Annotated in this window: 26 protein-coding genes; 12 read left to right on the top strand and 14 right to left on the bottom strand. The window is 71.4% G+C overall.

Features of this window, described 5'->3' with window-relative positions; all coding sequences use genetic code 11:
• Window positions 1–53 precede the first annotated feature (53 nt).
• Window positions 54–788 (bottom strand): lysophospholipid acyltransferase family protein, encoded by a 735-nt coding sequence (locus tag ACZ69I_RS29190; protein ID WP_470835584.1) that lies wholly within the window; start codon window positions 786–788, stop codon window positions 54–56.
• 269 nt (window positions 789–1,057) lie between these two features.
• Between ACZ69I_RS29190 and ACZ69I_RS29185 the strand changes: the two genes are divergently transcribed.
• Entirely contained in the window at window positions 1,058–1,447 is a 390-nt protein-coding gene (locus ACZ69I_RS29185) for an SSI family serine proteinase inhibitor (protein WP_467681179.1), read from the top strand.
• A 39-nt stretch (window positions 1,448–1,486) separates the two neighbouring features.
• On the opposite strand, the gene ACZ69I_RS29180 is transcribed toward ACZ69I_RS29185, so the two are convergent.
• From ACZ69I_RS29180 to ACZ69I_RS29160, 5 genes are all read right to left on the bottom strand, one after another.
• Entirely contained in the window at window positions 1,487–1,648 is a 162-nt protein-coding gene (locus ACZ69I_RS29180; protein ID WP_467681177.1) for a hypothetical protein, read from the bottom strand.
• Window positions 1,649–1,735: 87 nt separating this feature from the next.
• Window positions 1,736–2,686: a cytochrome c oxidase assembly protein gene (locus ACZ69I_RS29175; RefSeq protein WP_467681175.1), complete on the bottom strand. Its 951-nt coding sequence runs from the start codon at window positions 2,684–2,686 to the stop codon at window positions 1,736–1,738.
• Between the two features lie 108 nt (window positions 2,687–2,794).
• Window positions 2,795–3,820, bottom strand: a complete 1,026-nt coding sequence (locus ACZ69I_RS29170; RefSeq protein WP_470835583.1) for a 6-phosphofructokinase — start codon at window positions 3,818–3,820, stop codon at window positions 2,795–2,797.
• 167 nt (window positions 3,821–3,987) lie between these two features.
• The gene (locus tag ACZ69I_RS29165; RefSeq protein WP_467681171.1) at window positions 3,988–4,716 is read right to left on the bottom strand and encodes a type 1 glutamine amidotransferase; all 729 of its coding nucleotides are present in this window, start codon (window positions 4,714–4,716) and stop codon (window positions 3,988–3,990) included.
• A 23-nt stretch (window positions 4,717–4,739) separates the two neighbouring features.
• Complete coding sequence (locus tag ACZ69I_RS29160; RefSeq protein WP_355806916.1) at window positions 4,740–5,978, bottom strand: MurT ligase domain-containing protein; 1,239 nt, start codon at window positions 5,976–5,978, stop codon at window positions 4,740–4,742.
• A 152-nt stretch (window positions 5,979–6,130) separates the two neighbouring features.
• Here ACZ69I_RS29160 and def point away from each other — a divergent pair, with 152 nt between their 5' ends.
• A complete protein-coding gene (def, locus tag ACZ69I_RS29155) occupies window positions 6,131–6,670 on the top strand; it encodes a peptide deformylase (protein WP_470835582.1) in 540 nt (179 codons plus the stop codon).
• Between the two features lie 41 nt (window positions 6,671–6,711).
• Here def and ACZ69I_RS29150 read toward each other — a convergent pair whose 3' ends face one another.
• Entirely contained in the window at window positions 6,712–7,356 is a 645-nt protein-coding gene (locus ACZ69I_RS29150) for a TetR/AcrR family transcriptional regulator (RefSeq protein WP_150164114.1), read from the bottom strand.
• Between the two features lie 164 nt (window positions 7,357–7,520).
• Here ACZ69I_RS29150 and ACZ69I_RS29145 point away from each other — a divergent pair, with 164 nt between their 5' ends.
• The 4 genes from ACZ69I_RS29145 to ACZ69I_RS29130 all read left to right on the top strand — a co-directional run bounded on the left by ACZ69I_RS29145 (window position 7,521) and on the right by ACZ69I_RS29130 (window position 11,454).
• Window positions 7,521–8,747 carry an acyl-CoA dehydrogenase family protein gene (locus ACZ69I_RS29145; protein WP_470835581.1) on the top strand — a complete coding sequence of 409 codons (1,227 nt, stop codon included), beginning with the start codon at window positions 7,521–7,523 and terminating at the stop codon, window positions 8,745–8,747.
• A gap of 148 nt (window positions 8,748–8,895) precedes the next feature.
• Complete coding sequence (locus ACZ69I_RS29140) at window positions 8,896–9,339, top strand: MarR family winged helix-turn-helix transcriptional regulator (RefSeq protein ID WP_470835580.1); 444 nt, start codon at window positions 8,896–8,898, stop codon at window positions 9,337–9,339.
• Window positions 9,340–9,344: 5 nt separating this feature from the next.
• Window positions 9,345–10,922, top strand: coding sequence for an MFS transporter (locus ACZ69I_RS29135; protein ID WP_470835579.1), 1,578 nt, complete (start codon window positions 9,345–9,347; stop codon window positions 10,920–10,922).
• Window positions 10,903–11,454, top strand: a complete 552-nt coding sequence (locus ACZ69I_RS29130; RefSeq protein ID WP_467681160.1) for an isochorismatase family protein — start codon at window positions 10,903–10,905, stop codon at window positions 11,452–11,454. The genes ACZ69I_RS29135 and ACZ69I_RS29130 overlap by 20 nt, the downstream gene beginning before the upstream one ends.
• Window positions 11,455–11,491: 37 nt before the next feature.
• Here the strand turns inward: ACZ69I_RS29130 and ACZ69I_RS29125 are convergent, their stop codons facing one another.
• The 4 genes from ACZ69I_RS29125 to ACZ69I_RS29110 form a co-directional block, all read right to left on the bottom strand.
• Entirely contained in the window at window positions 11,492–12,280 is a 789-nt protein-coding gene (locus tag ACZ69I_RS29125) for a GNAT family N-acetyltransferase (RefSeq protein WP_467681158.1), read from the bottom strand.
• Window positions 12,281–12,340: 60 nt separating this feature from the next.
• Complete coding sequence (locus tag ACZ69I_RS29120; protein ID WP_470835577.1) at window positions 12,341–13,387, bottom strand: PhlD; 1,047 nt, start codon at window positions 13,385–13,387, stop codon at window positions 12,341–12,343.
• A 225-nt stretch (window positions 13,388–13,612) separates the two neighbouring features.
• Window positions 13,613–14,434, bottom strand: coding sequence for an MmyB family transcriptional regulator (locus ACZ69I_RS29115; RefSeq protein ID WP_467681154.1), 822 nt, complete (start codon window positions 14,432–14,434; stop codon window positions 13,613–13,615).
• Between the two features lie 433 nt (window positions 14,435–14,867).
• Entirely contained in the window at window positions 14,868–15,755 is an 888-nt protein-coding gene (locus ACZ69I_RS29110; protein WP_470835576.1) for a Gfo/Idh/MocA family protein, read from the bottom strand.
• Window positions 15,756–15,966: 211 nt separating this feature from the next.
• Between ACZ69I_RS29110 and ACZ69I_RS29105 the strand changes: the two genes are divergently transcribed.
• Both ACZ69I_RS29105 and ACZ69I_RS29100 read left to right on the top strand, forming a co-directional pair.
• Window positions 15,967–17,439 (top strand): MFS transporter, encoded by a 1,473-nt coding sequence (locus ACZ69I_RS29105; protein ID WP_467681150.1) that lies wholly within the window; start codon window positions 15,967–15,969, stop codon window positions 17,437–17,439.
• Window positions 17,440–17,441: 2 nt separating this feature from the next.
• The gene (locus ACZ69I_RS29100) at window positions 17,442–18,065 is read left to right on the top strand and encodes a TetR/AcrR family transcriptional regulator (RefSeq protein ID WP_467681148.1); all 624 of its coding nucleotides are present in this window, start codon (window positions 17,442–17,444) and stop codon (window positions 18,063–18,065) included.
• Here ACZ69I_RS29100 and ACZ69I_RS29095 read toward each other — a convergent pair.
• Window positions 18,016–18,960 (bottom strand): DMT family transporter, encoded by a 945-nt coding sequence (locus ACZ69I_RS29095; RefSeq protein ID WP_470835574.1) that lies wholly within the window; start codon window positions 18,958–18,960, stop codon window positions 18,016–18,018. The genes ACZ69I_RS29100 and ACZ69I_RS29095 overlap by 50 nt on opposite strands.
• Window positions 18,961–19,123: 163 nt before the next feature.
• Here ACZ69I_RS29095 and ACZ69I_RS29090 point away from each other — a divergent pair, with 163 nt between their 5' ends.
• On the top strand, window positions 19,124–19,699 hold the full coding sequence (locus ACZ69I_RS29090) for a TetR/AcrR family transcriptional regulator (protein ID WP_470835688.1): 576 nt from the start codon (window positions 19,124–19,126) through the stop codon (window positions 19,697–19,699).
• Window positions 19,700–19,939: 240 nt separating this feature from the next.
• The gene (gene asnB / locus ACZ69I_RS29085; RefSeq protein WP_470835573.1) at window positions 19,940–21,781 is read left to right on the top strand and encodes an asparagine synthase (glutamine-hydrolyzing); all 1,842 of its coding nucleotides are present in this window, start codon (window positions 19,940–19,942) and stop codon (window positions 21,779–21,781) included.
• A 12-nt stretch (window positions 21,782–21,793) separates the two neighbouring features.
• Here asnB and ACZ69I_RS29080 read toward each other — a convergent pair whose 3' ends face one another.
• Together ACZ69I_RS29080 and ACZ69I_RS29075 are read right to left on the bottom strand one after the other, a co-directional pair.
• A complete protein-coding gene (locus tag ACZ69I_RS29080) occupies window positions 21,794–22,078 on the bottom strand; it encodes a plasmid mobilization protein (RefSeq protein WP_467681142.1) in 285 nt (94 codons plus the stop codon).
• Window positions 22,079–22,299: 221 nt separating this feature from the next.
• The gene (locus tag ACZ69I_RS29075) at window positions 22,300–23,088 is read right to left on the bottom strand and encodes a response regulator (RefSeq protein WP_467681140.1); all 789 of its coding nucleotides are present in this window, start codon (window positions 23,086–23,088) and stop codon (window positions 22,300–22,302) included.
• Between the two features lie 107 nt (window positions 23,089–23,195).
• Here ACZ69I_RS29075 and ACZ69I_RS29070 point away from each other — a divergent pair, with 107 nt between their 5' ends.
• Complete coding sequence (locus ACZ69I_RS29070) at window positions 23,196–24,803, top strand: sensor histidine kinase (RefSeq protein ID WP_467681138.1); 1,608 nt, start codon at window positions 23,196–23,198, stop codon at window positions 24,801–24,803.
• Window positions 24,800–26,002: a SpoIIE family protein phosphatase gene (locus ACZ69I_RS29065; RefSeq protein WP_467681136.1), complete on the top strand. Its 1,203-nt coding sequence runs from the start codon at window positions 24,800–24,802 to the stop codon at window positions 26,000–26,002. The genes ACZ69I_RS29070 and ACZ69I_RS29065 overlap by 4 nt, the downstream gene beginning before the upstream one ends.
• Window positions 26,003–26,030 lie beyond the last annotated feature (28 nt).

Here is a 26,030-nt window from a genome sequence, read left to right as displayed (position 1 = left end):
GCCGGAACGAAATCTGCTCCCGGCAGAGGAATCCGTGCGCGGCGGAGGACGCGTCAGCTCAGCGGCATCCTCGGAAACTTCCGCTGCTCCCTGGTGCCCGCCGCGGCCCGCTCGGCCTCCTCCGCCTTCACGACCGCCGCGTACTTGTCGACGTATTCCTGCCCGGAGAGCCCGAGGATCGCGTACATGATCTCGTCGGTGACCGCTCGCAGCACGGCCTTCTCGTTGTCCATGCCGACGTAACGGGAGAAGTCGAGGGGCTCGCCGAAGCGGATCGTCACCCGCTTCAGGTTCGGGAGCTTCTGGCCGGGCGGCTGCGCCTCGAACGTGCCGATCATGGCGCACGGGACCACCGGCACCTGGGCCTTGAGCGCCATCGCCGCGACGCCGACCTTCCCCTTGTACAGCCGCCCGTCGTGCGAGCGGGTGCCCTCCGGATAGATGCCGAGCAGCTCGCCCTTGCGCAGCACGCCGAGGCCCTCGCGGATCGCCGCCTGGCCCGCCTCCTTGCCGGAGCGGTCCACCGGGATCTGCCCCGCGCTGCGGAAGAACGCGGCGGTCAGCTGGCCCTTGATGCCGGGACCCGTGAAGTACTCGGCCTTCGCGAGGAAGGTGATGCGGCGCTTGATGATCGCGGGCATCAGGAAGTGATCCGAGAACGACAGATGATTGCCCGCGACGATCGCCGCTCCGTTGTCGGGCACATGCTCCAATCCCTCGATCCTGGGCCGGAACATCAGCCGGAGCAGCGGGCCGAGGATCACGTGCTTGAGCAGTAGGTAGAACATGGCTGCAGCCTTCCCCCTGGTCCCGGTGCCGACGCACAGTAGCCAATCGACAGCGCGGACGCGAGAGCCCGTTCGGACCCTTGCGTGCGCCCGTGCGGGGGACCGGTCGGCGCGGCGGCTCGACGAATGGCGCGCACGAGGGGTGCCCTGGCCTCTGCCCGGCGCCCCGACGCCCGCCACGGAACGTCACCGGCTCCCGGCAGCGCTGTCGGTAACGACAGAGCCACCGGCACCGGCTCGCCCGACGACACCCCACCCCGGAGGTCCCCATGCGCCCCTTCCCCCTCGCGGCCGCCACCCTGATCGCCCTCGGCGCCGCCCTCCCCGCCCAGGCGGCGGACGCGGCCCCGGCGCCCCGGCGCGGTCTGGTCCTCACCGTCTCGGGCGCCCAGAACACCTGGATCCGCGGGGTGCTGCTGCGCTGCGCGCCCGAGCCCTCCGGGCACCACCCGCGGGCGGCCGAGGCCTGTGCGGCGATCGATCGGGCGCGGGGTGACTTCGACGCGCTGCCGCGCGACCCGCACGCGTGCACGAAGGAGTTCGAGCCGGTCACCGCGACCGCCACCGGCACGTACGAGGGCCGGGCGGTCGGCTGGCACAAGACGTACCCGAACGTCTGCGCCCTGGATGCGGACACCGGTCACGTGTTCCGCTTCTGAGCGGCGCCACGGCCTGGATACGGGCCTTCCCGGCGGGCCTCAGGGAGTGCCGCGCGACAGGACCATGGCCAGGGTGATCAGACCGACCACCACCCAGCCGAACCACAGCCAGCCGTTGCTTCCGAGCGTCACTGTGTAGGCCGTCACCATGACCAGGCCTCCGATGGTGAACCCGCCCATGGTCTTCGTGGAACTGGGCATCGCACAGCCTCCTCCCGGCAGCCTGCGGCGACGTCGCGCCGAGACCGCGGTCCGAAGGCCATCGTGACCCGGGAGGACCCTCCCGCGCTAGCGTCCGCGAGCGGCCAGTGAGGCCAGATAGGCGTTGTACTCCTCGAGCTCCTTGTCGCCGTCCCGGTCCGCGGCACGGTCCTTGCGCCGTGCCTCACGGTCCTCGGAGCGCCGCCACTGGAAGAGCAGGGCCACCAGGACCACCACGGACGGGATCTCGCTGAAGGCCCACGCGATGCCGCCGGCCGCCTCCTGGTCGGAGAGCGCGTCGATGCCGAGCGAAGCGGGCGGGTGCATGTAGGTGCCGATCATCGGCTCGGTCGCCATCATCAGCGCGATGCCGAAGAACGCGTGGAACGGCATGCCCGCGAAGAGCTCCAGCATCCGGAAGATGTAGCCGGGCCGGTGCGGCCCCGGGTCGACGCCCATGATCGGCCAGAAGAAGACCAGGCCGACGGCGAGGAAGTGCACCATCATCCCGATGTGGCCCGCCTTGGAGCCCATCAAGGTGTCGAAGAGCGGCGTGAAGTACAGCGCGTACAGGCTCGCGATGAAGAGCGGGATCGTGAACGCGGGGTGCGTGATGATCTTGACGTACCGGCTCTGCAGCACCCAGAGGAGCCACTCGCGCGGGCCCTTGTGGCCGCGCGCCGCCACCGGCAGTGCCCGCAGCGCCAGTGTGATCGGCGCGCCGAGCAGCAGCAGGATCGGCGACAGCATGCTGATCACCATGTGCTGGGACATGTGCACGCTGAACATGACCATGCCGTAGTCGTTGAGCTTGGTGCACATGACGAGCAGCACGGTGAGAATGCCGAGCACGAACGAGATCGTGCGGCCCACCGGCCACTTGTCACCGCGCCGCACGAGCCGCGCCACGCCCCACCCGTACAGGGCGAGGGCCACCAGGCAGCCGATGAGGAAGAAGGGGTCGGCGGAGGGTTCCAGGCCTCGACCCAGCGTGAACGGCGGCAGATCCATGTTCATGCCGTGCCCGCTGTGATCCATCCAGTGGCTCCTGATTCGTGCGGATTGTGCGACGTGTGTCGGCACCAGAGTAGAACTGCCCCCGGCCGCTGACACGACCGGGGGCGAGTAGGACGACGGGCGACCCGGCTAGAGCACGCACTCCGCCTCGGCGTAGCGCTCCTCGGGCACGGTCTTCAGCGTCTCGACCGCCTCGGCCAGCGGCACCATCGTGATGTCCGTGCCGCGCAGCGCCGTCATCCGGCCGAACTCGCCGCGGTGCACGGCCTCGACCGCGTGCCACCCGAAGCGGGTCGCGAGGACGCGGTCGTACGCGGTGGGGGTGCCGCCGCGCTGGACGTGGCCGAGGATGACCGGCCGGGCCTCCTTGCCGAGGCGGTGCTCCAGTTCGAGGGAGAGCTGCCGGGCGATACCCGCGAACCGCTCGTGGCCGTAGATGTCCTTGGCGCCCACGTCGAACTCCATGGAGCCCGCACGGGGCTTGGCGCCCTCGGCGGCCACGACGATCGCGAACTTCTTGCCCGCCGAGAAGCGTTCGCCGACCTTCTTCGCCAGCTCCTCGATGTCGAAGGGGCGCTCCGGGACGACGATGGCGTGCGCGCCGGCGGCCATGCCCGAGTGCAGGGCGATCCAGCCGGTGTGCCGGCCCATGACCTCCACGATCAGGACGCGCTGGTGCGATTCCGCGGTGGTCTTGAGACGGTCGAGGGCCTCGGTGGCGACGCCGACGGCCGTGTCGAAGCCGAAGGTGACGTCGGTGACCGCGATGTCGTTGTCGATGGTCTTGGGCACCCCGACGATGGGCAGGCCCGCGTCGGAAAGCAGCCGGGCCGCCTTGAGGGTGCCCTCACCGCCGATCGGGATGATCGCGTCGAGGCCGAGTTCGGCGACGTGTCCCCGGGCGCGCTCCACACCGTCCCGCAGGTGTGCGGGCTGTACGCGCGAGGAGCCGAGAATCGTTCCGCCGCGGGCGAGGATGCCGCCCACCGCGTCGAGGTCGAGCTTGCGGTAGTCGCATTCCAGGAGGCCTTTCCAGCCGTCGTGGAAGCCGATGACCTCGTCACCGTGGTCCGCCACCGCGCGGTGCACGACGGAACGGATGACGGCGTTCAGGCCGGGGCAGTCGCCGCCGGAGGTCAGGACACCAATGCGCATGGCCCGGAATACCTTTGCAACGTGGGTCGATGACCGGACCACGTCGTCCGGCTGGATCCCCGCCACCCTATAGGCGGCGGGGGGCGGGGCCGCATCAGGCGTCCGAGGGCTGGACTGCCCCGCTCACATGTGCGGGCGGGGCGTCAGGCGGGCTCCGTGCCGGGGTGTTACGCGGGCTCCTTGGCGGCGGCGATGCGCTCGGCGCGCAGCGCCTCGTACCACCGGTCGTCCGTGGGCGGCAGCGCGTTCACGTCGAGGGCCAGCTTCAGGAGCAGGTCCGCGATGAGCGGGTTGCGGGCGAGGACGGGGCCGTGCATGTACGTACCGAAGACGGTGCCGTTGTACGCGCCCTCGGTGCCGTCGCCCGTGCCGTTGCCCCGGCCGAGCGTGACGCGCGCCAGCGGCCGCGCGGACGGGCCGATGTGCGTGATGCCCTGGTGGTTCTCGAAGCCGGTCAGCGGGGGCAGGCCCAGCTGCGGGTCGATGTCGCCCAGGACGTCGCCGACGCACCGGTCGCCCTCGCCGCGGGTGGAGACCACGTCGAGCAGGCCGAGGCCGGGCTCGCGCTGGCCGAGGTCGTTGATGAACTCGTTGCCGAGGATCTGGTAGCCGGCGCAGACCGAGAAGACGATCGCGCCGTTGCCCACGGCCCGCTGCAGGCCGCCGTCGCGGCGCAGCCGCTCGGCCGCGAGACGCTGCGGACGGTCCTCGCCGCCGCCGATCAGGTAGATGTCGCCGGAGGTCGGCACCGGCTGGTCGCTGCGCACGTCGTAGCGCTCGACCTGGAGTCCGCGCTGACGGGCGCGGCGCTCCACGACGAGGGCGTTGCCCTGGTCTCCGTACGTGCTCAGCAGGTCGGGATAGACCCACACCAGCCGCAGGCTGTTGTCGCTCATGCTCATGTCCTTATCCGGGCGGGTCAGTTGCCGACGCGGCGGCGCAGGTCCTGGAACGCGGTGTAGTTCGCGATGGTCTCGATGCGTCCGGGCGGGGCGAGCTGCACCGCTTCGTCGAGGCTCTCGCAGACCCGGAAGTCCAGGTTCGCGACCTCCAGGCGCACGGCGAGGTCCAGCTTGCGGTCGCCGAGCACGAAGATCGGGTGACCGGCGAGCCGGGTGTAGTCGACGTCCCACAGCCACGAGGTGTCCGTGCCGTCCGCGCCGCGGGCGTTGACGGACAGGATCACCGGGGTCGGCGGCGGGTCGATCAGCGAGAACGTCTCGAGCCAGCCCGCGGGGTTCTTCGCGAGGAGCAGGCGCAGGTCGCGGCCCTGGAACTGCACCACGTCGTAGCGTCCGGCGACGGCCTGCACCTGGTACATGCGTTCCAGAGCGACCTGCGGGGGCACTCCGAAGACGGCGGCGACGGCGGCCGACGACGCGGCGTTGGCCTTGTTCGCGCGGCCGGGCAGCTGGAGGTGGATCGGCCAGGCCGAGCCGTGCGGGTCGAGGACGTGGTCGCCGGAGAGCACCCAGCTGGGCGCCGGGCGGCGGAAGCCGCACTCGCCGCAGAACCAGTCGTCCCCGGGGCGCTGCATGACGCCACCGCAGGAGGGGCACGACCAGGCGTCGTCCTTCCACTCCTGGCCCGCGGCCACCCACACCACGTTCGGCGAGGAGGAGGCCGCCCAGACGACCAGCGGGTCGTCGGCGTTGGCGATGACCACGGCCTTGGAACCGGCCAGGCCCTCGCGCCAGTGCTCGGCGAGCATGCGGGTCTCCGCGGCGCGGTCCAGCTGGTCGCGCGAGAGGTTGAGCAGCGCGATCGCCTTGGGGTCGACGTCCCGGGCCACGCCCGCGAGGTACTTCTCGTCGACCTCGATCACACCGAACCGCGCGTCGGAGCCGCCCGCGAGGGCGGAGGTGATTCCGGCGGGCATGTTCGCGCCCAGCGCGTTCGAGACGACCGGGCCGCTGGCCCGCAGCGCCTCGGCGATCAGACGCGTGGTGGTCGTCTTGCCGTTGGTGGCCGACACGAGGACAACGTCCAGGTGCGTGGCGAGCCGTCCGAGCAGTTCGGGGTCGAGCCTGAGCGCGACCTTGCCGCCGATCACCGATCCGCTGCCGCGGCCCGCCGCGCGTGACACCGCCGCGGCCGCCTTGCCCGCCGTCACGGCCAGCTTGGCCCGCGGCGACAGCGGGTCCGTGTTGCCTGACATCTGTCGAGATCCTCCTTGCGTACGGCGCCGCGCCTGCCCCCGGCATCGATTCGTTGCTCAGCCTATCGAGATCCACTGGCAAGCCCGAATCACGGCACCACCTCGGCACCTCGCCGGTGCCGCTCCGTCCCCTGGACCGTACTCTTGCCGCCATGCGACACAGCACGATCCCGGGCGCCTCGGGGCGCGTACGACCTCTGACCCTGCTCGGTGACCCCGTGCTGCACGCGGCGTGTGAGGAGGTCACCGACTTCGGACCCGAACTGGCGGATCTCGTCGAGGACATGTTCGCGACGATGTACGCGGCACGGGGCGTGGGACTCGCCGCGAACCAGGTCGGCCTGGGCCTGCGGGTGTTCGTGTACGACTGCGAGGACGACGACGACGTCCGCCACCTCGGGCATGTGGTCAATCCGACGCTCGTCGAGGCCGATGGAGTGATCGTGCGGGGCCCGGAGGGGTGTCTGTCGCTGCCCGGTCTGGAGGCGGGCACGCCGCGCTTCGACCATGCCGTGGTCGAAGGCTTCGATCTGCGCGGGGAGCCGATCCGGGTGCACGGGACGGGCTGGTTCGCCCGCTGCCTGCAGCATGAGTACGACCACTTGGAGGGCGGCGTCTACACCGAGCGCGTCACGGGCTGGCGGCGCCGCAGGGTGCTGCGGGCCGCCGCCAGGGCCTCCTGGAACGTCTGAGATCCTGTCTTTGAACCGGGGTTCGAAGACAGGATCCGAGGTCAGAACCCGGGGCCGCCGACGCGATTGCCCGCCGCGGCGAGCCGGCCCCACAGCAGGTCGGCGAGGCTGCGCACCAACTGGGCCCGCGGGCACGGTCGTTCACCGAGCCACCAGTCTCCTGCCGCGTGCATCATGCCGACGATGCCGTGTCCCCACACGCGGGCCAGCTGCGCGCTCTCCGGGCCGAGGTCGACGCGTTCCTCGATGACCTCGGCGAGCTCCTCGCCGAGGCGCCGGAGCAGCGGGGCCGAGTGCAGGCCGACGTCGAAGCCCTGCTCGCCGGGGGAGGGGGCCTCCGACGGATGCATGAGGAAGCGGTAGACCTGGGGGCGTGCCTCGATCGCCGCGAGATAGGTGTCGAGGGTGGCCTCGACGCGCTCCCTGCGCTCGGCGGGGGCGTCGAGCGCGGCGCGCAGCGCTTCGAGGAGCGCGTCGGTGTGCCGCTTGGCGAGCGCGGCGTACAGCCCGCCCTTGTCGCCGAAGTGGCGGTAGAGGATCGGCTTGGTGATGCCCGCCTCGGCGGCGATGGCGTTCATCGACGCGCCGGGGCCGTCGCGGAGCACGACCCGGTCCGCGGCCTCGAGCAACTCGCGCCGTCGGTGCTCCGCGGACCGTTGCTGATCGGTCCGCTGCGTGGTCTCCATCGTTTCTCCCCGCCCGTGCTGTATCGGTGACGCACGCGCAACGTAACACCCGCCGGTCGGCGCGTATCGAACGGGCTGCCGGGAGTTGACATGGACTACTGGCCGGTAACAGACTGCGGTTACCGCAAGTAACGCCGCAGTTGATCGCAGGTCCTGGAGGGGTCATGGCCGAGTTCACCATGGAGCTCAACGACGAACAGAAGGAGGTCCGGGACTGGCTCCACGGGTTCGCCGCCGATGTGATCCGCCCCGCGGCCGCCGAGTGGGACGAGCGCGAAGAGACCCCGTGGCCCATCATCCAGGAAGCGGCGAAGCTCGGGATCTACTCGCTGGATTTCTATGCCCAGCAGTTCTTCGACCCCTCGGGCCTCGGCATCCCGATGGCGACCGAGGAGATCTTCTGGGGTGACGCGGGCATCGGCCTGTCCATCATGGGGACGGGTCTGGCCGCCGTCGGTGTGCTCGCCAACGGCACCGAGGAGCAGATCGGGACCTGGATCCCGCAGATGTACGGCGACGTGAACGACGTGAAGGTCGCCGCCTTCTGCTCCTCCGAGCCCGACGCCGGATCCGATGTGGCGGCCATGCGGACCCGCGCCGTCTACGACGAGGCCAAGGACGAGTGGGTCCTCAACGGCACGAAGACCTGGGCGACCAACGGCGGCATAGCTAACGTCCACGTCGTCGTGGCGGTCGTGGACCCGGAGCTCGGCTCCAAGGGGCACGCCTCCTTCATCGTCCCGCCCGCCACCCCCGGCCTGGCCCAGGGGCAGAAGTTCAAGAAGCACGGCATCCGCGCCTCGCACACCGCCGAGGTCGTCCTGGAGGACGTGCGCGTGCCCGGCCACTGTCTGCTGGGTGGCAAGGAGAAGCTGGACGAGCGCATGGCCCGCGCCCGGGAGCGCGCCAAGTCGGGGGGCGAGCGGGTGAAGAACGCCGCGATGGCCACGTTCGAGGCGTCCCGCCCGGCCGTCGGCGCCATGGCGGTGGGCACGGCCCGTGCCGCGTACGAAGAGGCACTCGAATACGCCAAGACGCGTACGCAGTTCGGCCGCCCGATCATCGACAACCAGGGCGTCGCCTTCCAGCTCGCCGACATGCGCACCCAGATCGACGCGGCCCGCCTCCTGGTGTGGCGCGCCTCCTGGATGGCCACCACCGGCAAGAAGTTCGAGTCGGCCGAGGGCTCCATGTCGAAGCTGTACGCGAGCGAGGTCGCCAAGAAGGTCACCGCGCAGGCCGTGCAGATCCTCGGCGGCAACGGCTTCACCCGCGAGTACCCCGTGGAGCGCATGCACCGCGACGCCGCGATCTACACGATCTTCGAGGGCACGAGCGAGATCCAGCGTCTCGTCATCGCGCGGACGCTGTCGGGGATGCCGATCCGCTGACGCCGCCCGCATCGCGAAACGCTCCGCGTGAAACATCCGCTCCCGCCCCTGTGGCGAGGGCGGATTTTCGCGTTCCGGGGCACTGGATGGATAGCTGGATAGACAGGTAAGTTTGCAAGTCTGCCTGCTCAAATCGTAGAGTGGCGACATGAGTGGACACCATGGCGACCCCACGCCGCAGGACATCGCCGCCGATCTCACGAACGTCGTCGGACGCCTGGTGCGACGGCTGCGCGGGGCTTCGCCCGGCAGCGGCCTCAGCCCCTCGCAGCGTTCCGTGCTCTCCCGGCTCGACCGCGAGGGCCCGGCGACCACCGCGGGCCTGGCGCGGGCGGAACTCGTGCGGCCGCAGTCGATGCGGATGACCGTGGGCGCGCTGGAGACCATGGAGCTGATCGGGCGGACCCCCGACCCGAACGACGGGCGGCAGTCCGTGCTCTCCCTGACCGACAAGGGCCGTCGCACCCTCGCCGCCGCGCGGGCCGCCAAGCAGGACTGGCTGGCGGAGGCCGTCGCCGACGAACTCGACCCGGCCGAGCGCCGCCGGCTCGCCGACGCGGTCGAGCTGCTGGAGCGACTGGTGCGCAAGTGAGGGCGATGAGGACCACGCCCGCCGCGCGGGCGGAGCAGGCAGGGGAGGAGCGGCCCGGTTTCGGCGCGCGGCTCACCGCGCCCCTGCTCCTCGGCTCCCTGCTCAACCCGCTCAACACCACGATGATCTCCACAGGCCTGGTGGCGATCGGCCACGACTTCGGCGTCGGCCCCGCCGACACCGCCTGGCTCGTCTCCGTGCTCTACCTCGCGAGCGCCGTCGCCCAGCCCGTCCTCGGCCGCCTCGCCGACAGCGTCGGACCGCGCCGCGTCTTCCTCGGCGGGCTCCTGGTCGTCGTCGCGTCCGGTCTCGTCGGGACGCTCGCCCCCGGCTTCGGCTGGCTCCTCGTCTCGCGGCTGCTGCTCGGCGTCGGCACGTCCGCCGCGTACCCGGCGGCGATGGCCGTCCTGCGCGCCGAGTCCGCGAGGCTCGGCCGGCCCACCCCGCGCCCCGTCCTCGCACGCCTCTCCTTCGCGGCGCTCGGCAGCGCGGCGGTCGGGCCGACGCTCGGCGGGCTCCTCGCCGCGACCGCGGGCTGGCGCGGCATCTTCGCCGCCAACGTGCCGGTTGCGCTCCTCGCGTACGGCAGCGCCCTGCGCTGGATCCCCCAGGACGCGCCGGGCACGGAGCGGGCGGGCCGGGGGAGTGCGGCCGGTGACGGTGACGGTGGCGAACAGGCCGAGGGCGGCGGCCGGTCCGGCACGCTCGATCCGCTCGGCATATTGCTCTTCACCGGCGCGCTCAGCTGCCTAGTCGTCTTCCTGCTCGACCTGCGCCACCCGATGTGGTGGCTGCTCGCCCCCGCGGTCCTGCTCGCCGCCGTGCTCACCGCGTGGGAGCTGCGCCACCCGAGCCCCTTCATCGACCTGCGCATGCTGGGCGCCCACCACGCGCTCGCCCGCACCTACCTGCGGCACGGACTGAGCTACCTCGTCGTGTACTGCGTGATGTACGGCTTCACCCAGTGGCTGGAAGAAGAGCGCGGCTACTCCTCGCTGCACACCGGTCTCGTCATGTTGCCGATGTCCCTTGCCGCGCTGGCCTGTTCGCTGATCGGGGCGCGCACGAAGGGCATCCGCGCACCGCTCACCGTCGCCGCGGTGCTCCTGGCCGTCGGCAGTGCGCTGCTGCTCGGCACGAACGATTCCACTCCGCTGGCCGTGCTGCTCCTGGCCGGTGCCTGTTTCGGCATCCCGCAAGGACTCATGGGCACCGGCAACCAGGCGGCCGTGCAGCAGTACGCGCCCGCCGACGCCATCGGGGCGGCGGCGGGCCTCCAGCGCACCGCCCAGTACCTCGGCGCCATCACGGCCTCCGGACTCATCGGCCTCGCCTACGGGCAGCGGGCCGACGACGGAGGGCTCCACCTCATGGCCACGGTCGGCGGCGCCCTGGCGCTGGCCCTCGTCGCCCTGACCGCCACGGACCGCGCACTGCGGACCCGCGACACCGATACAGGCAACACAGATACAGGCAGCAAAGCCACTCGCAGCCAAGTCACTCGCAGCACAGCCACCGGCAGAACAGCCACAGCCAAAACCGGTACAGAAAGGCACAACTCCCATGACCGCCACCGTCCTTGACCCCACCACCGCCCTCGTCCTCGTCGACCTCCAGAAGGGCATCACCGCCCTGCCCACCGCCCACCCCTCGCAGGAGATCGTCGACAGGGCCGCCGCGCTCGCCGACGCCTTCCGCGAGCGCGGTCTGCCCGTGGTCCTGGTACGGGTCACCGGCGGCGCCCCGGGCCGTACCGAGGCCCCCACGCGCGGCGGCGAGGTGCCCGCGGACTGGGCGGACCTCGTGCCCGAACTCCGGCAGGCCGACGGCGACATCGTCGTCACCAAGCAGCAGTGGGGCGCCTTCTACGGCACTGATCTCGACCTGCAGCTGCGCCGCAGGGGCGTCACCCAGGTCGTGGTCGCAGGCATCGCGACGAGCATCGGGGTGGAGTCGACCGCCCGCGCGGCGCACGAGCACGGCTACCACGTCACCGTCGCCGTGGACGCCGTGACCGACATGGACGCCGACGCCCACCGCAACAGCGTGGAGAAGATCTTCCCGAGGCTCGGCGAGACGGACACGGCGCAAGCCATCGCCGAGCTGCTCGGCTGAGCGGTCGCTCCCGGCACTCGGTCGGCGCGGTCCCGTCCTACGGGCGGTACACGTACGGCGTGGTCGTGCAGAGTGTGGCGAAGCCGAGCCGGTCAAGGATCGGGCGGCTGTCGTCCGAGGCGTCGACCTGCAGATAGCGGTAGCCGCGGGCGACCGCGATCCGGGCGCGGTGGGCCACCATCGCGCGGTAGATCCCCTTGCCGCGCCACTGCGGGTCGGTGCCTCCGCCCCAGAGGCCGGCGAAGTCGGTGCCCGGGCGGAACTCCATCCGCGCGCCGCACACCGGCCGGTCACCGGCCATGGCGACGACCGCGACGATCTCGTCCGGTGTCTCGGTGATCCGGTCGAGGACACGCCGGGCGAGGTGCTCGCTGAGCGCCGCGTCGTCCGCTCCGAAAGCCGCCAGGTGGGCCTCGGCCATGAGCCGCACGCCCGCCGCGTCGGTCACCGGGAGCAGCCGGATGCCGTCGGGCAGACCGGGGTCGTCGAGCAGGGTGTCGGCCTCGGCGACCATGACGGTCTCCAGCGGCTCGGCCTCGAACCCGGCGGCGACGAGCCGCTCGGCGAGGTCGGCGGGGCGGTCGTAGGAGTGCAGCTTCCACTCGAACTCCCGCCCGGCGTCGGTGTAGTGGCGCACCTGCGCCGCGATCACCGGGTCGGCCGTCGCCGTGTCGATGTCCGCCCACAGGACGCCGTTCCAGTCGTGGGCCGAGCCGGTCACGCGCACGACACCGCCGGTCCGCTCGACCCGCGTGCCCGCGCCCTCGCTCCCCGCGTCGTGTCGCAACTGCCGGTCGTACGCGGCCAGTACCGCTTCATGATTCATACGGTCACCTCAGCAGGGAGGCGGGAGGGCGGCAACGGGATTTCGGCGGAGGCGCAGGCTCTAGCCCTGGCTCCGCCAGTGGCAGCGCAGCGCCGCCGTGGCGAATCCGGGGCCGAAAGCGATGACCGCGCCGTCCGCGCCGTCGTCCGGCGGATCGGCGTGGGTGCGCTCCAGGACGCGCAGGATGCTCACGCCGCCGAGGTTGCCCTCGTGACTGAGGGTGTCGAGGGAGTGCCGTGCCGCGTGGTCGTCCAGGTGCAGGGCGGCCACGGTGTCGGCGATGATGCGGGTGCTGCCCGGGTGGAGGACGGCGAAGTCGAGGCGGCGCGGCCCGAGCCACTCCGCCAGGCGGGGCATGATGTCGGTGACCGCGGCCAGGACCTGCTTCGTGGAGTCGAAGTGGATGCCGTCGGCGGCCATCCGGCCGCGTTGCCGTTCGAGACTGTCCGGCAGCACGTACTCGAGGGTGTCGTCGATGGCGAGTCCGGGTCCCAGTGGCGTGTCGGTGACGACGGTCGCGGCGGCTCCGTCGCCGAACAGCGCCTTGTAGATCATCGACTCGATGCCGGTGTCGCTGTGGTGGTAGATGCTGGAGAGGACCTCGGCGGCCACCACGAGGACCTTGCTGCCCGGCCGTGCCGCGAGGAGGTCGGCGGCTCGGAGGAGGGCCTGCGCGCCGCCGGGGCAGGCCACCGAGGTGAGCGCGACGCGGCGCAGGTCGGGGCGGAGGCCGAGGCGCGAGACGAGGTGGATGTCCAGATTGGGGACGGCCCAGCTCGTGGTGTGCGTGGTGACGATCGCGTCGATGTCCGGTGCGGTGAGCCCGGCGGCGTCCAGGGCCCGGGTCGCGGCGCGCTCGGCCAGGGTGAGCGCGTCGTCGAAGGCGGTGCGGACACGCTCTTCGACGTCGGCCGTGCCGGCCACGGTGGCGGAGTGGAGGGGGCGCGTGAAATAGCGGGTCTGCACCCCGCAGTTGCCGATGACGCGGAGCAGCGCGCGCAAGCGTGGGTGCTCGGCGTGGTGCGCGCTCACGTCGTCGGCTATCTCGGCCGTGGTGACCTTGTGGTCACCGAGGACGGTGTGGGGGCTGAGTACGTGAGCAGTCATGGGGCGACTCCCCAGGAACGCAGAAGGGTGGGGTGTGGCCAAAGTACTTCACTGGGGCCGGAGTGCCCTGTCGAGTAGCGGCCTCTCGAGCGCCGTACCGTCGGATGTTCGTACGAGTGGACCGCGGTGACGTGCGGTGATGTGCGAAGGTGCGCGGAGATGAGGGCGGGACTCGTCGTTGGTCCGGGTGTCACCCAGAGCGCGGACCGCGGGTCGTACCGGGTCTCACTCGGAGCGGAGGCTGGGAGCGGGCGACTGGGTCCTGACCTCGCCGGGGTGGAACACCAGGATCATCAGCCGGGAGCCGGGCGCCGTCAGGGGCTGTGCCGCGCACATGGTGACCCAGCCCGGCCCCTCCGTGGCGTGCCGCAGCGGGCGCTCGTCACCGTCGGGGTGGGGGTGCGAGGTGCCCGCGGTGTAGAGGTCGGCGGTCTGCGGGTCGGCGAGGATCTCCTTCTCGATCTGCCGCAGGATGTCGTCGTCCGGCCTGGTGGCGAGCGCCGCGCGCAGTTGCGGCAGCACCATCGGCGCCCAGGCGTGGTGCCAGTTCATCAGGGTCTGGCGGCCGTGCGGGTCGAGGAGCATCCAGCGCAGGGTGTTGCCGGGAACCTTGCCGCCGGGGAACATGCTGGCGAACGCGGCGTTGTAGGCGAGCATTTCCCAGGAGGCGTCGGTCACGTATGCCATGTGCCCTATCCCGTCGACGGCCTCCTGCCAGACGCCGGGCACCTCCTTGCCGGAGGACAGGTGGAGCGGGCCGGGCGGGTCCTGCAGCAGGGCGTAACGGCAGAGGGACACCCACTCCTGTTCGTTGAGCCCGAAGAGGCGGGCGACGTCGCGGAGGAGCGAGGTCGGCGGGTTGGGATAATTGCCCGATTCGAGCCGGTGGTACGTACCGAACGTGCGGTGCAGCAACTGATCGACCTGGTGCTGGGACAGGCCGGGCGCTCGCCGGCCCTGGCCTGTCGGACGGGCGAAGCCGTGTGATTCCGGGGCTATGAGGGCGCGTCGTTCGCGGAGCAGAGCGCGGAGCGCCGTCTTGTTCATGGTGGGTAATCCCTCTTGGTGCACGCCGAGTTGGAGCGTGATCAGTCTAAATATTCACATCGGCTTTGGTAGTAAACATTGCCCGAAGAAAACGATCAGTCGCTCAGGCATGATGGAGCGTGCGGGGTCACCGACCTGCAGGTTTGATCGTCGGGCGGCACCCGTGTACAACAGCGGGGCATCTTGTCCGGGGCGTTTGAGAATGGCTGAAATTCCCCGGCATTGGGTACCCCCTAGGCCTATCGGGCCGCTGCGGGAAGCGTGTGGGACAACTGTTCGTATTCCGGTCTGCGTGGTCGGAATCAGAGCAGTGCGGGACCGCACGGCTCTTCTTCCCGCACCGGTTTCATAGGGCCACCGGCTGCGGTCGGTGCCGTCACTCGCCATTACGTAGCGGCCACGGTACCGACCGCCCGTGGTTGTTCCCGGGCGTTCACGTGGCCGTGATCTGCTCCTCCGCCCGCGCCAGGATCTCCGTGACCCGCAGGCCGAACCGCACGTCGCACGGATGCGACCGGCCGCTGTCCGCACACGCGGCGAGTTCGTCGACGGCCGTCTCGAACGCGCCGCCCGACTCCTCCCACGTCGGCAGCGCGACCGTCCCGCTCTCGCCGCGCAACTCCACAGTGAAACCAGCGCACTTGGCCGGAGCGGTGAGGCTCAGCGTCGCTGTGCTGGAGGCCCCGCCGGTGTGTCGCAGGATGAGATGGACCGTGTCCCCGGGGCCGGACGCCGCCGTCACCGCGGTCACGTCACCGAGTACGGGGATCAGCATCGACAGGGCGTGCGGGCCGACGTCCCACAGCCCACCCCGGCTCGCCCGCCACGGGGAGGCGACATCCGCACCGCCGTCCGCGGCGTAGAACGATCCGTACCAGTCGGCGCGACCGGTGAACCAGCCTCCCGTGGTGGCCTGTTCGGATACCCAGGCCGCACTGGCGGCGGCGTAGCGCAGCGTGAAGAAGACGACGGACGCCACCCCGGCGCGCTCGACCGCCGCCACCAGATCCCGCGCTCCCCGCGTCGTCGTCGCCACCGGCTTGTCGAGCAGCAGATGGCAGCCGGCCGCCGCGGCGCGCGCGGCGAGCGGCGCCTGTACATCGGGCGGGACCGCGAACGCCACGGCGTCACTCGCGGCGAACAGTTCGTCCACGTCCGGGAACGCCGTCGTGCCGTGTGCGGCGGCGAGCGAGGCCGCCGCCTCGGGGCGGCGCCCCCAGACACCGCTGAGGTCGACGCCGGGATGCCGGGCCAGCGCGGGGGCGTGCGTGGCGGTGGCCCAGGGGCCCGTGCCCACCAGGCCGATGCGGAGTCGGTTCATGGGCGGCAGTATGACCGACGCCGCCCCACATGGACCTGCCCGGCCGTAACCACCTTGTCCGGCGGGGCGGTTGACGGCCACCGCCCCGCCGGGCACCCGAGCGGGCGGCGGGCCGCACGCGCGCCGTGCGTATTCCGAATTCCTCGGGGTGAATACCCATTCACCCGCTATGGTGAATTCAAATTCACCTCGGACGGGCGGGGGACACGTCATGGGGCACGTTCCGATACCGGGCGACACGAGGGGCCTCCGCGCCCGTCTCGCCGTACCCGTCCTGGCCTTCGGCGGCATCCTCATGGCCGTCACCCAGACCGCGGTCGTCCCGCTGTTGCCGGATCTGCCCCGGCTGACGGGCAGTTCGGTCGGCGCCGTGTCCTGGCTGGTCACCGCGACCCTGCTGTCCGGAGCCGTCCTCACCCCCGTCCTCGGCCGGGCCGGCGACATGTACGGAAAGCGCCGCGTGCTGCTCATCGCCCTCGGCCTGATGGCCGGCGGATCGGTGCTCTGCGCGCTCACGTCCGACATCCGGCTGCTGATCGCGGCGCGCGCCCTGCAGGGCGCGTCCGCCGCGGTGGTGCCGCTGTCCATCAGCATTCTGCGCGACGAACTCCCGCCGCACCGCACGGCATCGGCGGTCGCCCTGATGAGCTCCACGGTCGGGATCGGTGCCGCGCTCGGCCTGCCGCTTGCCGCGCTCCTCGTGCAGTACGCGGACTGGCACATGATGTTCTGGGCGACCGCGGGGCTGAGCCTCTGCGGGCTTCTGCTCGCCCGGTGGGCCGTACGCGAGTCCCCGGTGCGTTCGCCGGGACGGTTCGACACCCGGGGCGCGCTGGGTCTCGCGGCCGGTCTGGTCTGTCTGCTGCTTGCAGTGTCCCAGGGTGGTCAGTGGGGGTGGGGGAGCGGGCCGGTCCTCGGGCTGTTCGCGGCCGCCCTCGGCATCCTCTCCCTGTGGTGGCGGATGCAACTGCGGTCCGAGCAGCCGTTGGTGGACCTGCGGCTCGCGTCCGGGCGGCGCGTGGCGCTGCCGCACGTGAGCGCGCTGCTGGCCGGATTCGCCTTCTACGCCAACTCCCTGGTGACCGCGCAGCTGGTGCAGGCGCCCGCCGGGACCGGCTACGGGCTGGAACTGTCGATCGTGGCGACCGGCCTGTGCCTGCTGCCCAACGGAGTGATCATGCTGGTCCTCTCGCCGCTGTCGGCCCGCGTCTCCACATCGCGCGGGCCCCGGGTGACCCTGGCCGTCGGCGCCGTCGTCATGGCGCTCGGGTACGCCGTACGGATCGCCGACAGCCGGGACCTCTGGGTGATCGTGCTGGGCGCCGCGGTGGTCTCGACCGGGACGACCTTCGCGTACTCGGCGCTGCCCACGCTGATCCTGCGGGCGGTGCCGGTCGCCCAGACCGCGTCCGCGAACGGGGTGAACGTCCTGATGCGCACCATCGGCCAGAGCGTCTCCAGCGCGGCGGTCGCCGCCGTGCTCGTCCGGCACACCTCGGCCGTGGAGGGCGTGCAGATCCCCACCCTGGGCGGCTACCGGCTCGCTTTCGCGATGGCCGGAACCGTGGCGCTCGTCGCGTGCGCCGCCGCCCTGGCCATACCCTCGGACCCGGCCACGGAGAGCGAGCGGGCGCCCGCCGGGCCCGGCGGGCCCGCCCAGGAATCGGCTCTGGAGGGACGGTGACCATGGCGGGATCGCACGGGTCCGCGGCGAGCGCGGCGCCTCGGGCCGAGCCGCCCCCCAATCCACCGCCGCCCGCCGCCCGCAGGGACGCGGAGGCGACCAAGGACGCCATCGTCCGCGCCGCCCGCCACCTCCTGGCCCGGCACGCGCACGGCGACATCACCCTCAGAGCGGTGGCCGAACGGGCAGGCGTGAGCGCTCCATTGATCCTGAAGTACTTCGGCAACAAGGATGCGCTGTTCTCCCGGGTCATGTCGTTCGACGCTGACGCGGAGGGGTTCCTCGACGCACCTCTGCCGGACCTCGGCCGCCACATGGTCCGCCAGCTGCTCACCGGTCAGGCCGAGCGCGGCGCCGACCCGATCCTGCGCATCGTCTTCGCCCCGCTCCACGGCGAGCAGGGCGACATCCTGCGCGCCAACTTCCGCACCCAGGTGGCCCAGCGGCTGAGCGAGCGGCTCGCGGGGCCGGACGCGGGGCTGCGGGCCGAGCTCGCCGTGGGCATGCTGCTCGGGCTCGGCGTGATGTACGGCATCGCCCGCGGCCCGCACGTGCGCGCCGCCGAGATCGACGAGATCACCGGCCGGTACGCACCGGCTGTGCAGGCTTTCCTGACGCCTCCGTAGACCATGCCGCCGGTGCGGCGGCCCGGCGGGTGCGGGCGCCGCGCCGCACGACCACCACGGCCGCGAGGCCGACGGCGAGTCCGGCCGCCGTCTGCGGGCCGAACGGCTCACCGAACATCAGGGCACCCCACAGGGCCGTCACCGGCGCCATGAGGAACATCAGCGTATTGACCTGGGTGACTCCCGAGCGGCGCAGGATCAGCCAGTACAGGCCGTAGCCCCCGAAGGTGGAGAGCGCCACCAGCCAGCCGATCGCCGCCCAGAAGGACGTCTTGGCGGGCGGCGTCGCGGCGCCGGACGCCAGCGCCAGCCCCGTGAAGACGACGGTACTCGTGACGCAGTGGACCGTCAGGGAGACGGAAGGGGCGACCGCGCGGATCGCGCGCCGGTCCAGGAACGTCGCGGCGACCAGCGAGAACATGCCGAGGAACGGCACCGCGTAGGCCCACCACGCGGCGTCGCCGCCGCCCGAGAAGTCGGCCGCGGTGACGATGACGACTCCGGTCACGCCGAGGCCGAGGCCGGCCCACTGGGTGCGCGAGACGCAGTGGCCGAGCAGCGGCCCGGCGAGGGCGCCCGCGACCAGGGGCTGGGTGCCGTCGATCAGGGCGGTGGTGCCGCTGGAGACGCCGAGCTGGATGGCGTAGTACACGGTGAGCAGGTAGCCGCTCTGCGACAGCGCTCCCACGGCCGCCTGCCGGCCCACGTCGCGCGCCGTCAGGCCCCGCCAGGAGGCGCGGGCCCACAGCAGCGCGACGAGCCCGAGGGCGACGGCCAGCGGCAGGAAGCGCCACATCAGCACGGTCACCGCGGACGCGCTGCCCGCGCCCAGTTTGGCGCCGATGAACCCGGAGCTCCAGGTCAGCACGAAGGCGATCGAGAGCGGGACGTTCATGGATTCCTCCCGTCGTGCGAGCCGCGCCCGAGAGGCGGGCGAGTAAACCGATCTGTCTACCTGGCAGGGAGTATACAGATCGGTTTACTATGGGGGCATGACTGAAGTGACCGAGAGTGGGCGCGGAACGGGCGGCGGTGGCGCGGTGCCGCGGCGCATTGCCATGACTCCGGGAGCGCGACGGGCCCTCGACGCCGCTGGGCGGCTCTTCTACGGGCGGGGCATCCATGCCGTCGGCGTGGATCTGATCGCCGCCGAGGCCGGGGTCACGAAGAAGACCCTCTACGACCGGTTCGGCTCCAAGGAGCAGATCGTCGTCGAGTACCTCGCCGACCGGGACGAGCGCTGGCGGGTGTTCCTCGCCCCGTACGTGGCGGCCGGGGCCACGCCGTCCGGCCAGGTCCTCGCGGTCTTCGACGCGGCGCGCGACTGGGCGCGGGGGCGGCTCGCCAAGGGGTGCGGGATGGTCAACGCGCACGCCGAGATCAGCGACCCCGCCCACCCCGCGTACGCGGTCATCACCGGCCAGAAGGCCTGGATGCTCGCCCTCTTCACCGGCCTCGCCGAGGAGATCGCGCCGAGCGGGGCGGCCCGGCTGGGCCGGACGCTGATGCTGCTGCACGAGGGCGGCCTGGTGGCGCACGGCCTGAACATCTTCCCCGGCGCCCTCGATCAGGCGCGTGCGGACGCGGAAGCGCTGCTGCGCGCCGCCGGGGAGCAGGGCCCGGGGGATCGTTGACAAGTCTTTGCCCGTGGCCGGAATGCTTCCTTCCGTGAGGCATGCCATCCCGTCGTCGGCCGAAGGGGTGGGGCTGGCCCCGGTCGTGGCCCGTCTGCCGGTCTTGGCAAAGAGCGGCTGAAACCGCCGGGGTCGACGCGTGCTCCGCGCCGCGGAGGGCGTTGACCGCATGCGTTCGCGGGAGCACGCTGCACAGGTAGGTGCTAGATACATCTAGTGCGGCGAGCGGAAGGAAAACGCATGTGCGGCATCACCGGCTGGGTCTCCTTCGACCGTGATCTGACGGCCGAGTCCACCACTCTGGACGCCATGACGGAGACGATGTCCTGCCGCGGCCCCGACGACCGCGGCACCTGGACCGGCGGTCCCGCCGCCCTCGGGCACCGACGGCTGGCGATCATCGACCTGCCCGGCGGGCGGCAGCCCATGACCGTCGAGACGCCGACCGGCACCGTCGCCCTGGTCTACTCCGGAGAGACGTACAACTACACCGAGCTCCGCCGCGAACTGGCCGCCCGCGGCCACCGTTTCACCACCGAGTCGGACACCGAAGTCGTGCTGCGCGGCTACCTCGAATGGGGCGAGGCCCTCGCCGAGCGGCTGAACGGCATGTACGCCTTCGCGATCTGGGACGCCCGTGACGACAGGCTCGTCATGATCCGCGACCGCATGGGCATCAAGCCCTTCTACTGCTACGAGACCTCCGACGGCGTCCTGTTCGGCTCCGAGCCCAAGGCGATCCTCGCCAACCCGCTGGCCCGCCGCCGCGTCACCCTGGACGGGCTGCGGGAGCTGTTCGCCACCGTCAAGACGCCCGGTCACGCCGTGTGGGACGGCATGCGCGAGGTCGAGCCCGGCACCGTCGTGACGGTCGACCGCTCGGGCCTGCGCCGCCAGGTCTACTGGACCCTGCGGACGCGGCCGCACACCGACGACCGCGACGCGTCCGTGGCGAAGGTGCGGGAGCTCCTGGAGGACATCGTGCGCCGCCAGCTCGTCTCGGACGTGCCGCGCTGCACGCTGCTCTCCGGCGGCCTCGACTCCTCGGCGATGACGGCGCTGGCGGCGCGGCAACTGGCGGAGGCGGGCGAGACGGTGCGCAGCTTCGCCGTCGACTTCGTCGGCCAGGCGGACAACTTCGTCGCCGACGAACTGCGCGGCACGCCCGACACCCCGTACGTGCACGACGTGGCGAAGTCGGCGGGCACCGAGCACCGCGACATCGTCCTGGACTCGTACGCCCTCGCCGACCCCGACGTGCGCGCCAAGATGATCCGCGCCCGGGACATCCCCATGGGGTTCGGCGACATGGACGCCTCCCTCTACCTGCTGTTCCGCGCCATCCGCGAGCACTCCACGGTCGCGCTCTCCGGGGAGTCCGCGGACGAGGTCTTCGGCGGCTACCTGCAGTTCTTCGACGAGGCGGCGCGCTCGGCCGACACCTTCCCCTGGCTGGTGAAGTTCGCCGACCACTTCGGCGACGACTCCGGGGTCCTGCGCCCCGAGCTGAAAGAAGCGCTCGACCTGCCCCGCTACGTCGAGGACAGCTACCGGCGGGCCGTCGCCGACATCCAGCGCCTGGACGGCGAGAGCGACTTCGAGTTCCGGATGCGGACGATCTGCTACCTGCACCTGACCCGGTTCGTGCGCATCCTGCTCGACCGCAAGGACCGCGCCAGCATGGCCGTCGGCCTCGAGGTGCGCGTGCCCTTCTGCGACCACCGTCTCGTGGAGTACGTGTACAACGCGCCCTGGTCGCTGAAGTCCTTCGACGGCAGGGAGAAGAGCCTGCTGCGCGAGGCGACGGCCGACGTACTGCCGCGGTCGGTCTACGACCGGGTGAAGAGCCCGTACCCCTCGACGCAGGACCCTCAGTACGCGGTCGCTCTCCAGAAGCACGTCAAAGACCTGCTCGCCCGGCCGGACCACCCGGTCTTCGCGCTGGTGGACCGGGAACGGGCGGAGCGGGCCGCCGAGCGCGAGGCTCCGCAGATCACCCAGGCCTCCCGGCGTGACCTGGAGCGGACGCTCGACCTGGCGCTCTGGCTCGACCTCTATGAGCCGGAGATCGTTCTCAGCTGAGCCCCCGGGACCTCACCGGCGGCGTCCGTCGTCCGACTCCGCTGAGGCCGCGATGGTGTCGAGGAACCGCTGGAGCGCGGGGGCCCCGTCCGGGCCGAGGCCGCGCTTGACCGGCGGGACGGCCGCTCCGCGCCGGCTGTCGGACGACTGGCACGGGCCGGGCCGTTCCTCGGTCCTGACGGTCACGGCGCGGCGGATGAACTCGGCTAACGGCATCCCGAGCTGATCCGCGTGGCGCAGGATCGCGGCGTACTCGTCGGGCGTGAACAAGACCTGCACAGGCTTGGCACCGTCCATGGACGCATGATGCCGCCCGGGCGTGTGTGGCGCGGTGCGGTTGGCATATTCGCCCTCGAAGGCGTGAAAACAGGGGAAGACGCCCTCATGAATGGAGTGTGGCCCCGACCGGACGGGGGAATCTCGGTCGGGACCACAACATGTTCAATAGTAAACCATGGGGCGGGGTGCCCAGGTGAAGGGCCCCCGGATGTGAGCCGTCTAACCCCGGGTGGGCGGGATCAAGGGCGAAGCCGAGTGGCGGTGTCGAGGTAGAAGGCGTCGATGCTCTGGACGGCCTGCTCGAATTCCTCGAGATTGACGGGCTTGGTCACGTACGCGTTGGCGTGGCTGCTGTAGGCGCCCGTCACGTCGTCCGGGGCGGCGGACGTGGTGAGGACCACGACGGGGATGGCGCACAGATTCTCATCGGTCTTGAGGACCTTCAGCAGGTCGCGACCGTTCATACGGGGCATGTTCAGATCCAGGACGATGAGGTCCGGCCGCGGGTTGCCCGGGTCCCGCAGGTGTTCGAGGGCGGCGACTCCGTCGGGGACCTGGACCAGGTTGCGGGCCCCCCGCTCGCAGAGTGCCTCCTGGATCAGCATGGCATCGGCGATGTCGTCCTCGACGAGCAGAACGTCGAAGGGACGGGCGGGGGTGGTCATCATCGGATGCTCCGTTGGTCGTTCGTTGGAGTTCGGTCGTTCGGTGGAGTACTGGAAAAGCCCCGGCCAGCGGCGCCGGGCACCCTGACGCGTCATGCCGCAGGCGGCACCGATCTGCGGATAGGCCGCGCCCGCGCGAGCGGCGGTCGCGGCCGCCTCGCGCTGGAGCCGCTCCGTGGCCCGCCGCGCCTGGTCCAACAGGTGGAGCAGTGCCAGAGCTCGCGCCGGGTCGTCCGACGCCGGGTCCGGCGGCCCGTCCAGCAGATGGTGTACAAGTTGCCGCGCAACATCGTCGACGGCCGCCTCCACGATGGCGGCCGTCTCCCGCGGACCGGTCCGCAGTACGAAGTCGTTGCCTGGCATACCCCGCACCCTAGGTGCCAAGTGCGGTCGCGACAACAACGGTTGTCGGCCTCTAGAGTGTCCTGGCCGCGATCGGGAGCGGCCGAACGATGGAGGAGTCCACAACGATGACCGGCGAGGAAAGACCGACGACCGCGCGTGGGCTTTCCGCGTGGACGACCCGGCGCTGGCTTCGGGTAGGCGTGGCGGCGTCCTTGGCGGTGCTGGCCCTGCTCGGGGCGGCCGGCGCGTGGGTCCTCGGCAGGAGCCAGACGATCAGCGACGACCTCGTGGACGTGCGGTCCCCCGCGGTGACCACCTCGATCCGCTTGGAGTCGGCCCTGCTCAACCAGGAGACGGGGATCCGCGGCTACGGGCTCACCGGCTCCTCGGAGTTCATCACCCCCTACGAGCAGGGGCTCGCCCGGCAGCGGGCGGAGAGCAGGCGCCTCTCCGACCTGATAGAGGGCGACTCGGCCAGGACGGCTGACCTGAAGGCCGTCGAGGCGGCCGTGGCGACGTGGCAGCGGAGGATCGCCCGCCCGATCGCCGCCGAGCCGTCCGGCGCCGCCTCGGACCTGGCCACCGAACGGGCGGCGGAGGGCAAGAAGACCTTCGACGCCGTACGGGCGGCGGTGAGCAGCCAGCAGAAGCATCTGCGCGCGGACCGCCTGCGGGCCAGAGACGACCTGATGGCCACACTGTCCCTGCGGAACTGGGTGTTCACCAGCATCGCGGTACTCATCCTCGTCCTCGCGGCACTGGTCTTCGAGGGGCTGCGGCGAGGCATCAACCGGCCGCTGGAGCAGCTCGGCACCGACGCCCGGCTCATCGCCGGCGGCGACTTCGAGCATCCCATCACCCCGACGGGACCCGCCGACCTGCGGCGGCTGAGCAGCGAGATCGACTTCATGCGCAGGCGGCTGGTGCGGGAACTGGCCTTCTCGGAGGAGGCTCGCCAGCGCCTGGACGCGCAGACAGCCGACCTCCAGCGCTCCAACGCCGAGCTGGAGCAGTTCGCCTACGTGGCCTCGCACGACCTGCAGGAACCGCTGCGCAAGGTCTCCAGCTTCACCCAACTGCTCCAGCGCCGCTACGGCGGACAGCTCGACGCGCGGGCCGACCAGTACATCGACTTCGCCGTCGACGGCGCGAACCGCATGCAGATCCTCATCAACGACCTGCTCGACTTTTCCCGGGTCGGACGGATGCACAACGCCCACCAGAGAGTCGACCTGGAGCAGGTCTTCGGGCAGACCCTGTCCGCACTGAGCGTCGGCATCGAGGAGTCGGGGGCCGAGATCACCCACGACCCGCTCCCGACCCTGGTCGCCGACCCCACGCAGATGGGCATGCTCTGGCAGAACCTCATCGGCAACGCGGTCAAGTTCCGCCGCCCCGGCACCGCGCCGCGCATCCACGTCACGGCGGCCCGCGAGGGCGAGCTGTGGGCCTTCACCGTCACCGACAACGGCATCGGCATCGAACCGGAGTACGCCGAGAAGGTCTTCGTGATCTTCCAGCGGCTGCACACCAAGGACGCCTACAGCGGCAGCGGCATCGGCCTCGCGATGTGCAAGAAGATCGTCGAGTTCCACGGCGGCACCATCTCCATCGACGCGGACCACCGCGGCGGGGCGCGCATCGTCTTCACCCTGGCACCCGAACCGGCGGAGGCTCCGGGCCTCTTCGAGCTGCCGGAGGCCAGCCGCTCCGACCTGGAGCAGGCACGATGAGCGCAGCCACCATGGCGGGCCCGCCCATGGCCGTCGAGGAGCCGTTGTTCCGCATCCTCCTCATCGAGGACGACGAGGGCGACGCCCTGCTGGTCGAGGAGCTCCTCCACGACACGGGACTGCGCTTCGAGCTGACCACGCGCACCACGCTGACCGAGGCCCGCACCGCACTGGCCACGGGGCCCGTCGACTGCATCCTCCTCGACCTGCACCTGCCGGACGTCTCGGGCATAGACGCGCTCGTCTCCGTCCGCGGCACGGCCCCCCACACCGCGGTGATCGTCCTGACCGGCATGTCGGAGGCCCGGGCCGGCGCTGAAGCGATGGCCGCGGGGGCCCAGGACTACCTCGTCAAGGGCAAGGTCGAGGCGGACCTGCTGCGCCGGACGGTGCGCTACGCCGTCTACCGGAGCAAGACCGAACGCGCCAACGCCGAAGCACAGGCCGCCGCGCTCCGGGCCGAGGAGAACGCCCGCCTGGAACGCGGCCTCCTGCCCCAGCCGATGCTCGACACCTCCACGGTGCGGGTGACCACGCGCTACCTGCCCGGCGCCGCCATGACCCTGCTCGGCGGGGACTTCCTCGACGTGGTCGAGGGGGACGACGGGCTGCTGCACGCCGTCGTCGGAGACGTCAGCGGTCACGGCCCCGACGCCGCCGCACTGGGGGTCTGCCTGCGCATCGCCTGGCGGTCCCTCATACTCGGCGGGCACCGCGGCGACGACCTCCTGCACCTGATGGAGCGCATCCTGATCGCCGAGCGCGGCAGCCACCCGCTCTTCGCCACCTGCACACTCCTCACCCTCGACCAGCACGCGGGTACGGTCACCCTGCACCTCGCCGGACACCACGAACCCCTCCTCACCACGGCCGGGGCGACCGAGCAGCTGACCGTCGCGCACGGCATCGCCCTGGGCATCGCTCCCGGCCTGCGCGGCTGGCCCTCCACCGTCGTCTCCCTGCCGCCCGAGGGAGCGCTGACCGTCTACACCGACGGCCTCACCGAAGGGCACAACGGAACGCGGGGCGATCGGCTCGGGGTGGAGAATCTGCTCGCCCTGATGGACAGCCTGCCGCCGACGGACCCGGCCGCCCACCTCGACCTCCTCATCAAGGAGACGAACGCCCTGAACGCCGGACGGCACTCCGACGACCTGGCCGTACTGCGCCTCGACTGGGGCGGCCGGTACCGGTCTTGACGGAGGCTGGCCTGGAGGAGTCCGACGC

Source organism: Streptomyces sp. NPDC036815 (assembly GCF_055609205.1).
Note: the sequence above shows the minus strand (reverse complement) of the source record. Positions and strands in the feature narration are given on the sequence as shown.

Bases quoted from the DNA above. Each gene is read 5' to 3' on its own strand.
- ACZ69I_RS29190 (WP_470835584.1), bottom strand. From the start codon at position 788: ATGTTCTACCTACTGCTCAAGCACGTGATCCTCGGCCCGCTGCTCCGG.
- ACZ69I_RS29185 (WP_467681179.1), top strand. From the start codon at position 1,058: ATGCGCCCCTTCCCCCTCGCGGCCGCCACCCTGATCGCCCTCGGCGCC.
- ACZ69I_RS29180 (WP_467681177.1), bottom strand. From the start codon at position 1,648: ATGCCCAGTTCCACGAAGACCATGGGCGGGTTCACCATCGGAGGCCTG.
- ACZ69I_RS29175 (WP_467681175.1), bottom strand. From the start codon at position 2,686: ATGGATCACAGCGGGCACGGCATGAACATGGATCTGCCGCCGTTCACG.
- ACZ69I_RS29170 (WP_470835583.1), bottom strand. From the start codon at position 3,820: ATGCGCATTGGTGTCCTGACCTCCGGCGGCGACTGCCCCGGCCTGAAC.
- ACZ69I_RS29165 (WP_467681171.1), bottom strand. From the start codon at position 4,716: ATGAGCGACAACAGCCTGCGGCTGGTGTGGGTCTATCCCGACCTGCTG.
- ACZ69I_RS29160 (WP_355806916.1), bottom strand. From the start codon at position 5,978: ATGTCAGGCAACACGGACCCGCTGTCGCCGCGGGCCAAGCTGGCCGTG.
- def (WP_470835582.1), top strand. From the start codon at position 6,131: ATGCGACACAGCACGATCCCGGGCGCCTCGGGGCGCGTACGACCTCTG.
- ACZ69I_RS29150 (WP_150164114.1), bottom strand. From the start codon at position 7,356: ATGGAGACCACGCAGCGGACCGATCAGCAACGGTCCGCGGAGCACCGA.
- ACZ69I_RS29145 (WP_470835581.1), top strand. From the start codon at position 7,521: ATGGCCGAGTTCACCATGGAGCTCAACGACGAACAGAAGGAGGTCCGG.
- ACZ69I_RS29140 (WP_470835580.1), top strand. From the start codon at position 8,896: ATGAGTGGACACCATGGCGACCCCACGCCGCAGGACATCGCCGCCGAT.
- ACZ69I_RS29135 (WP_470835579.1), top strand. From the start codon at position 9,345: ATGAGGACCACGCCCGCCGCGCGGGCGGAGCAGGCAGGGGAGGAGCGG.
- ACZ69I_RS29130 (WP_467681160.1), top strand. From the start codon at position 10,903: ATGACCGCCACCGTCCTTGACCCCACCACCGCCCTCGTCCTCGTCGAC.
- ACZ69I_RS29125 (WP_467681158.1), bottom strand. From the start codon at position 12,280: ATGAATCATGAAGCGGTACTGGCCGCGTACGACCGGCAGTTGCGACAC.
- ACZ69I_RS29120 (WP_470835577.1), bottom strand. From the start codon at position 13,387: ATGACTGCTCACGTACTCAGCCCCCACACCGTCCTCGGTGACCACAAG.
- ACZ69I_RS29115 (WP_467681154.1), bottom strand. From the start codon at position 14,434: ATGAACAAGACGGCGCTCCGCGCTCTGCTCCGCGAACGACGCGCCCTC.
- ACZ69I_RS29110 (WP_470835576.1), bottom strand. From the start codon at position 15,755: ATGAACCGACTCCGCATCGGCCTGGTGGGCACGGGCCCCTGGGCCACC.
- ACZ69I_RS29105 (WP_467681150.1), top strand. From the start codon at position 15,967: ATGGGGCACGTTCCGATACCGGGCGACACGAGGGGCCTCCGCGCCCGT.
- ACZ69I_RS29100 (WP_467681148.1), top strand. From the start codon at position 17,442: ATGGCGGGATCGCACGGGTCCGCGGCGAGCGCGGCGCCTCGGGCCGAG.
- ACZ69I_RS29095 (WP_470835574.1), bottom strand. From the start codon at position 18,960: ATGAACGTCCCGCTCTCGATCGCCTTCGTGCTGACCTGGAGCTCCGGG.
- ACZ69I_RS29090 (WP_470835688.1), top strand. From the start codon at position 19,124: ATGACTCCGGGAGCGCGACGGGCCCTCGACGCCGCTGGGCGGCTCTTC.
- asnB (WP_470835573.1), top strand. From the start codon at position 19,940: ATGTGCGGCATCACCGGCTGGGTCTCCTTCGACCGTGATCTGACGGCC.
- ACZ69I_RS29080 (WP_467681142.1), bottom strand. From the start codon at position 22,078: ATGGACGGTGCCAAGCCTGTGCAGGTCTTGTTCACGCCCGACGAGTAC.
- ACZ69I_RS29075 (WP_467681140.1), bottom strand. From the start codon at position 23,088: ATGCCAGGCAACGACTTCGTACTGCGGACCGGTCCGCGGGAGACGGCC.
- ACZ69I_RS29070 (WP_467681138.1), top strand. From the start codon at position 23,196: ATGACCGGCGAGGAAAGACCGACGACCGCGCGTGGGCTTTCCGCGTGG.
- ACZ69I_RS29065 (WP_467681136.1), top strand. From the start codon at position 24,800: ATGAGCGCAGCCACCATGGCGGGCCCGCCCATGGCCGTCGAGGAGCCG.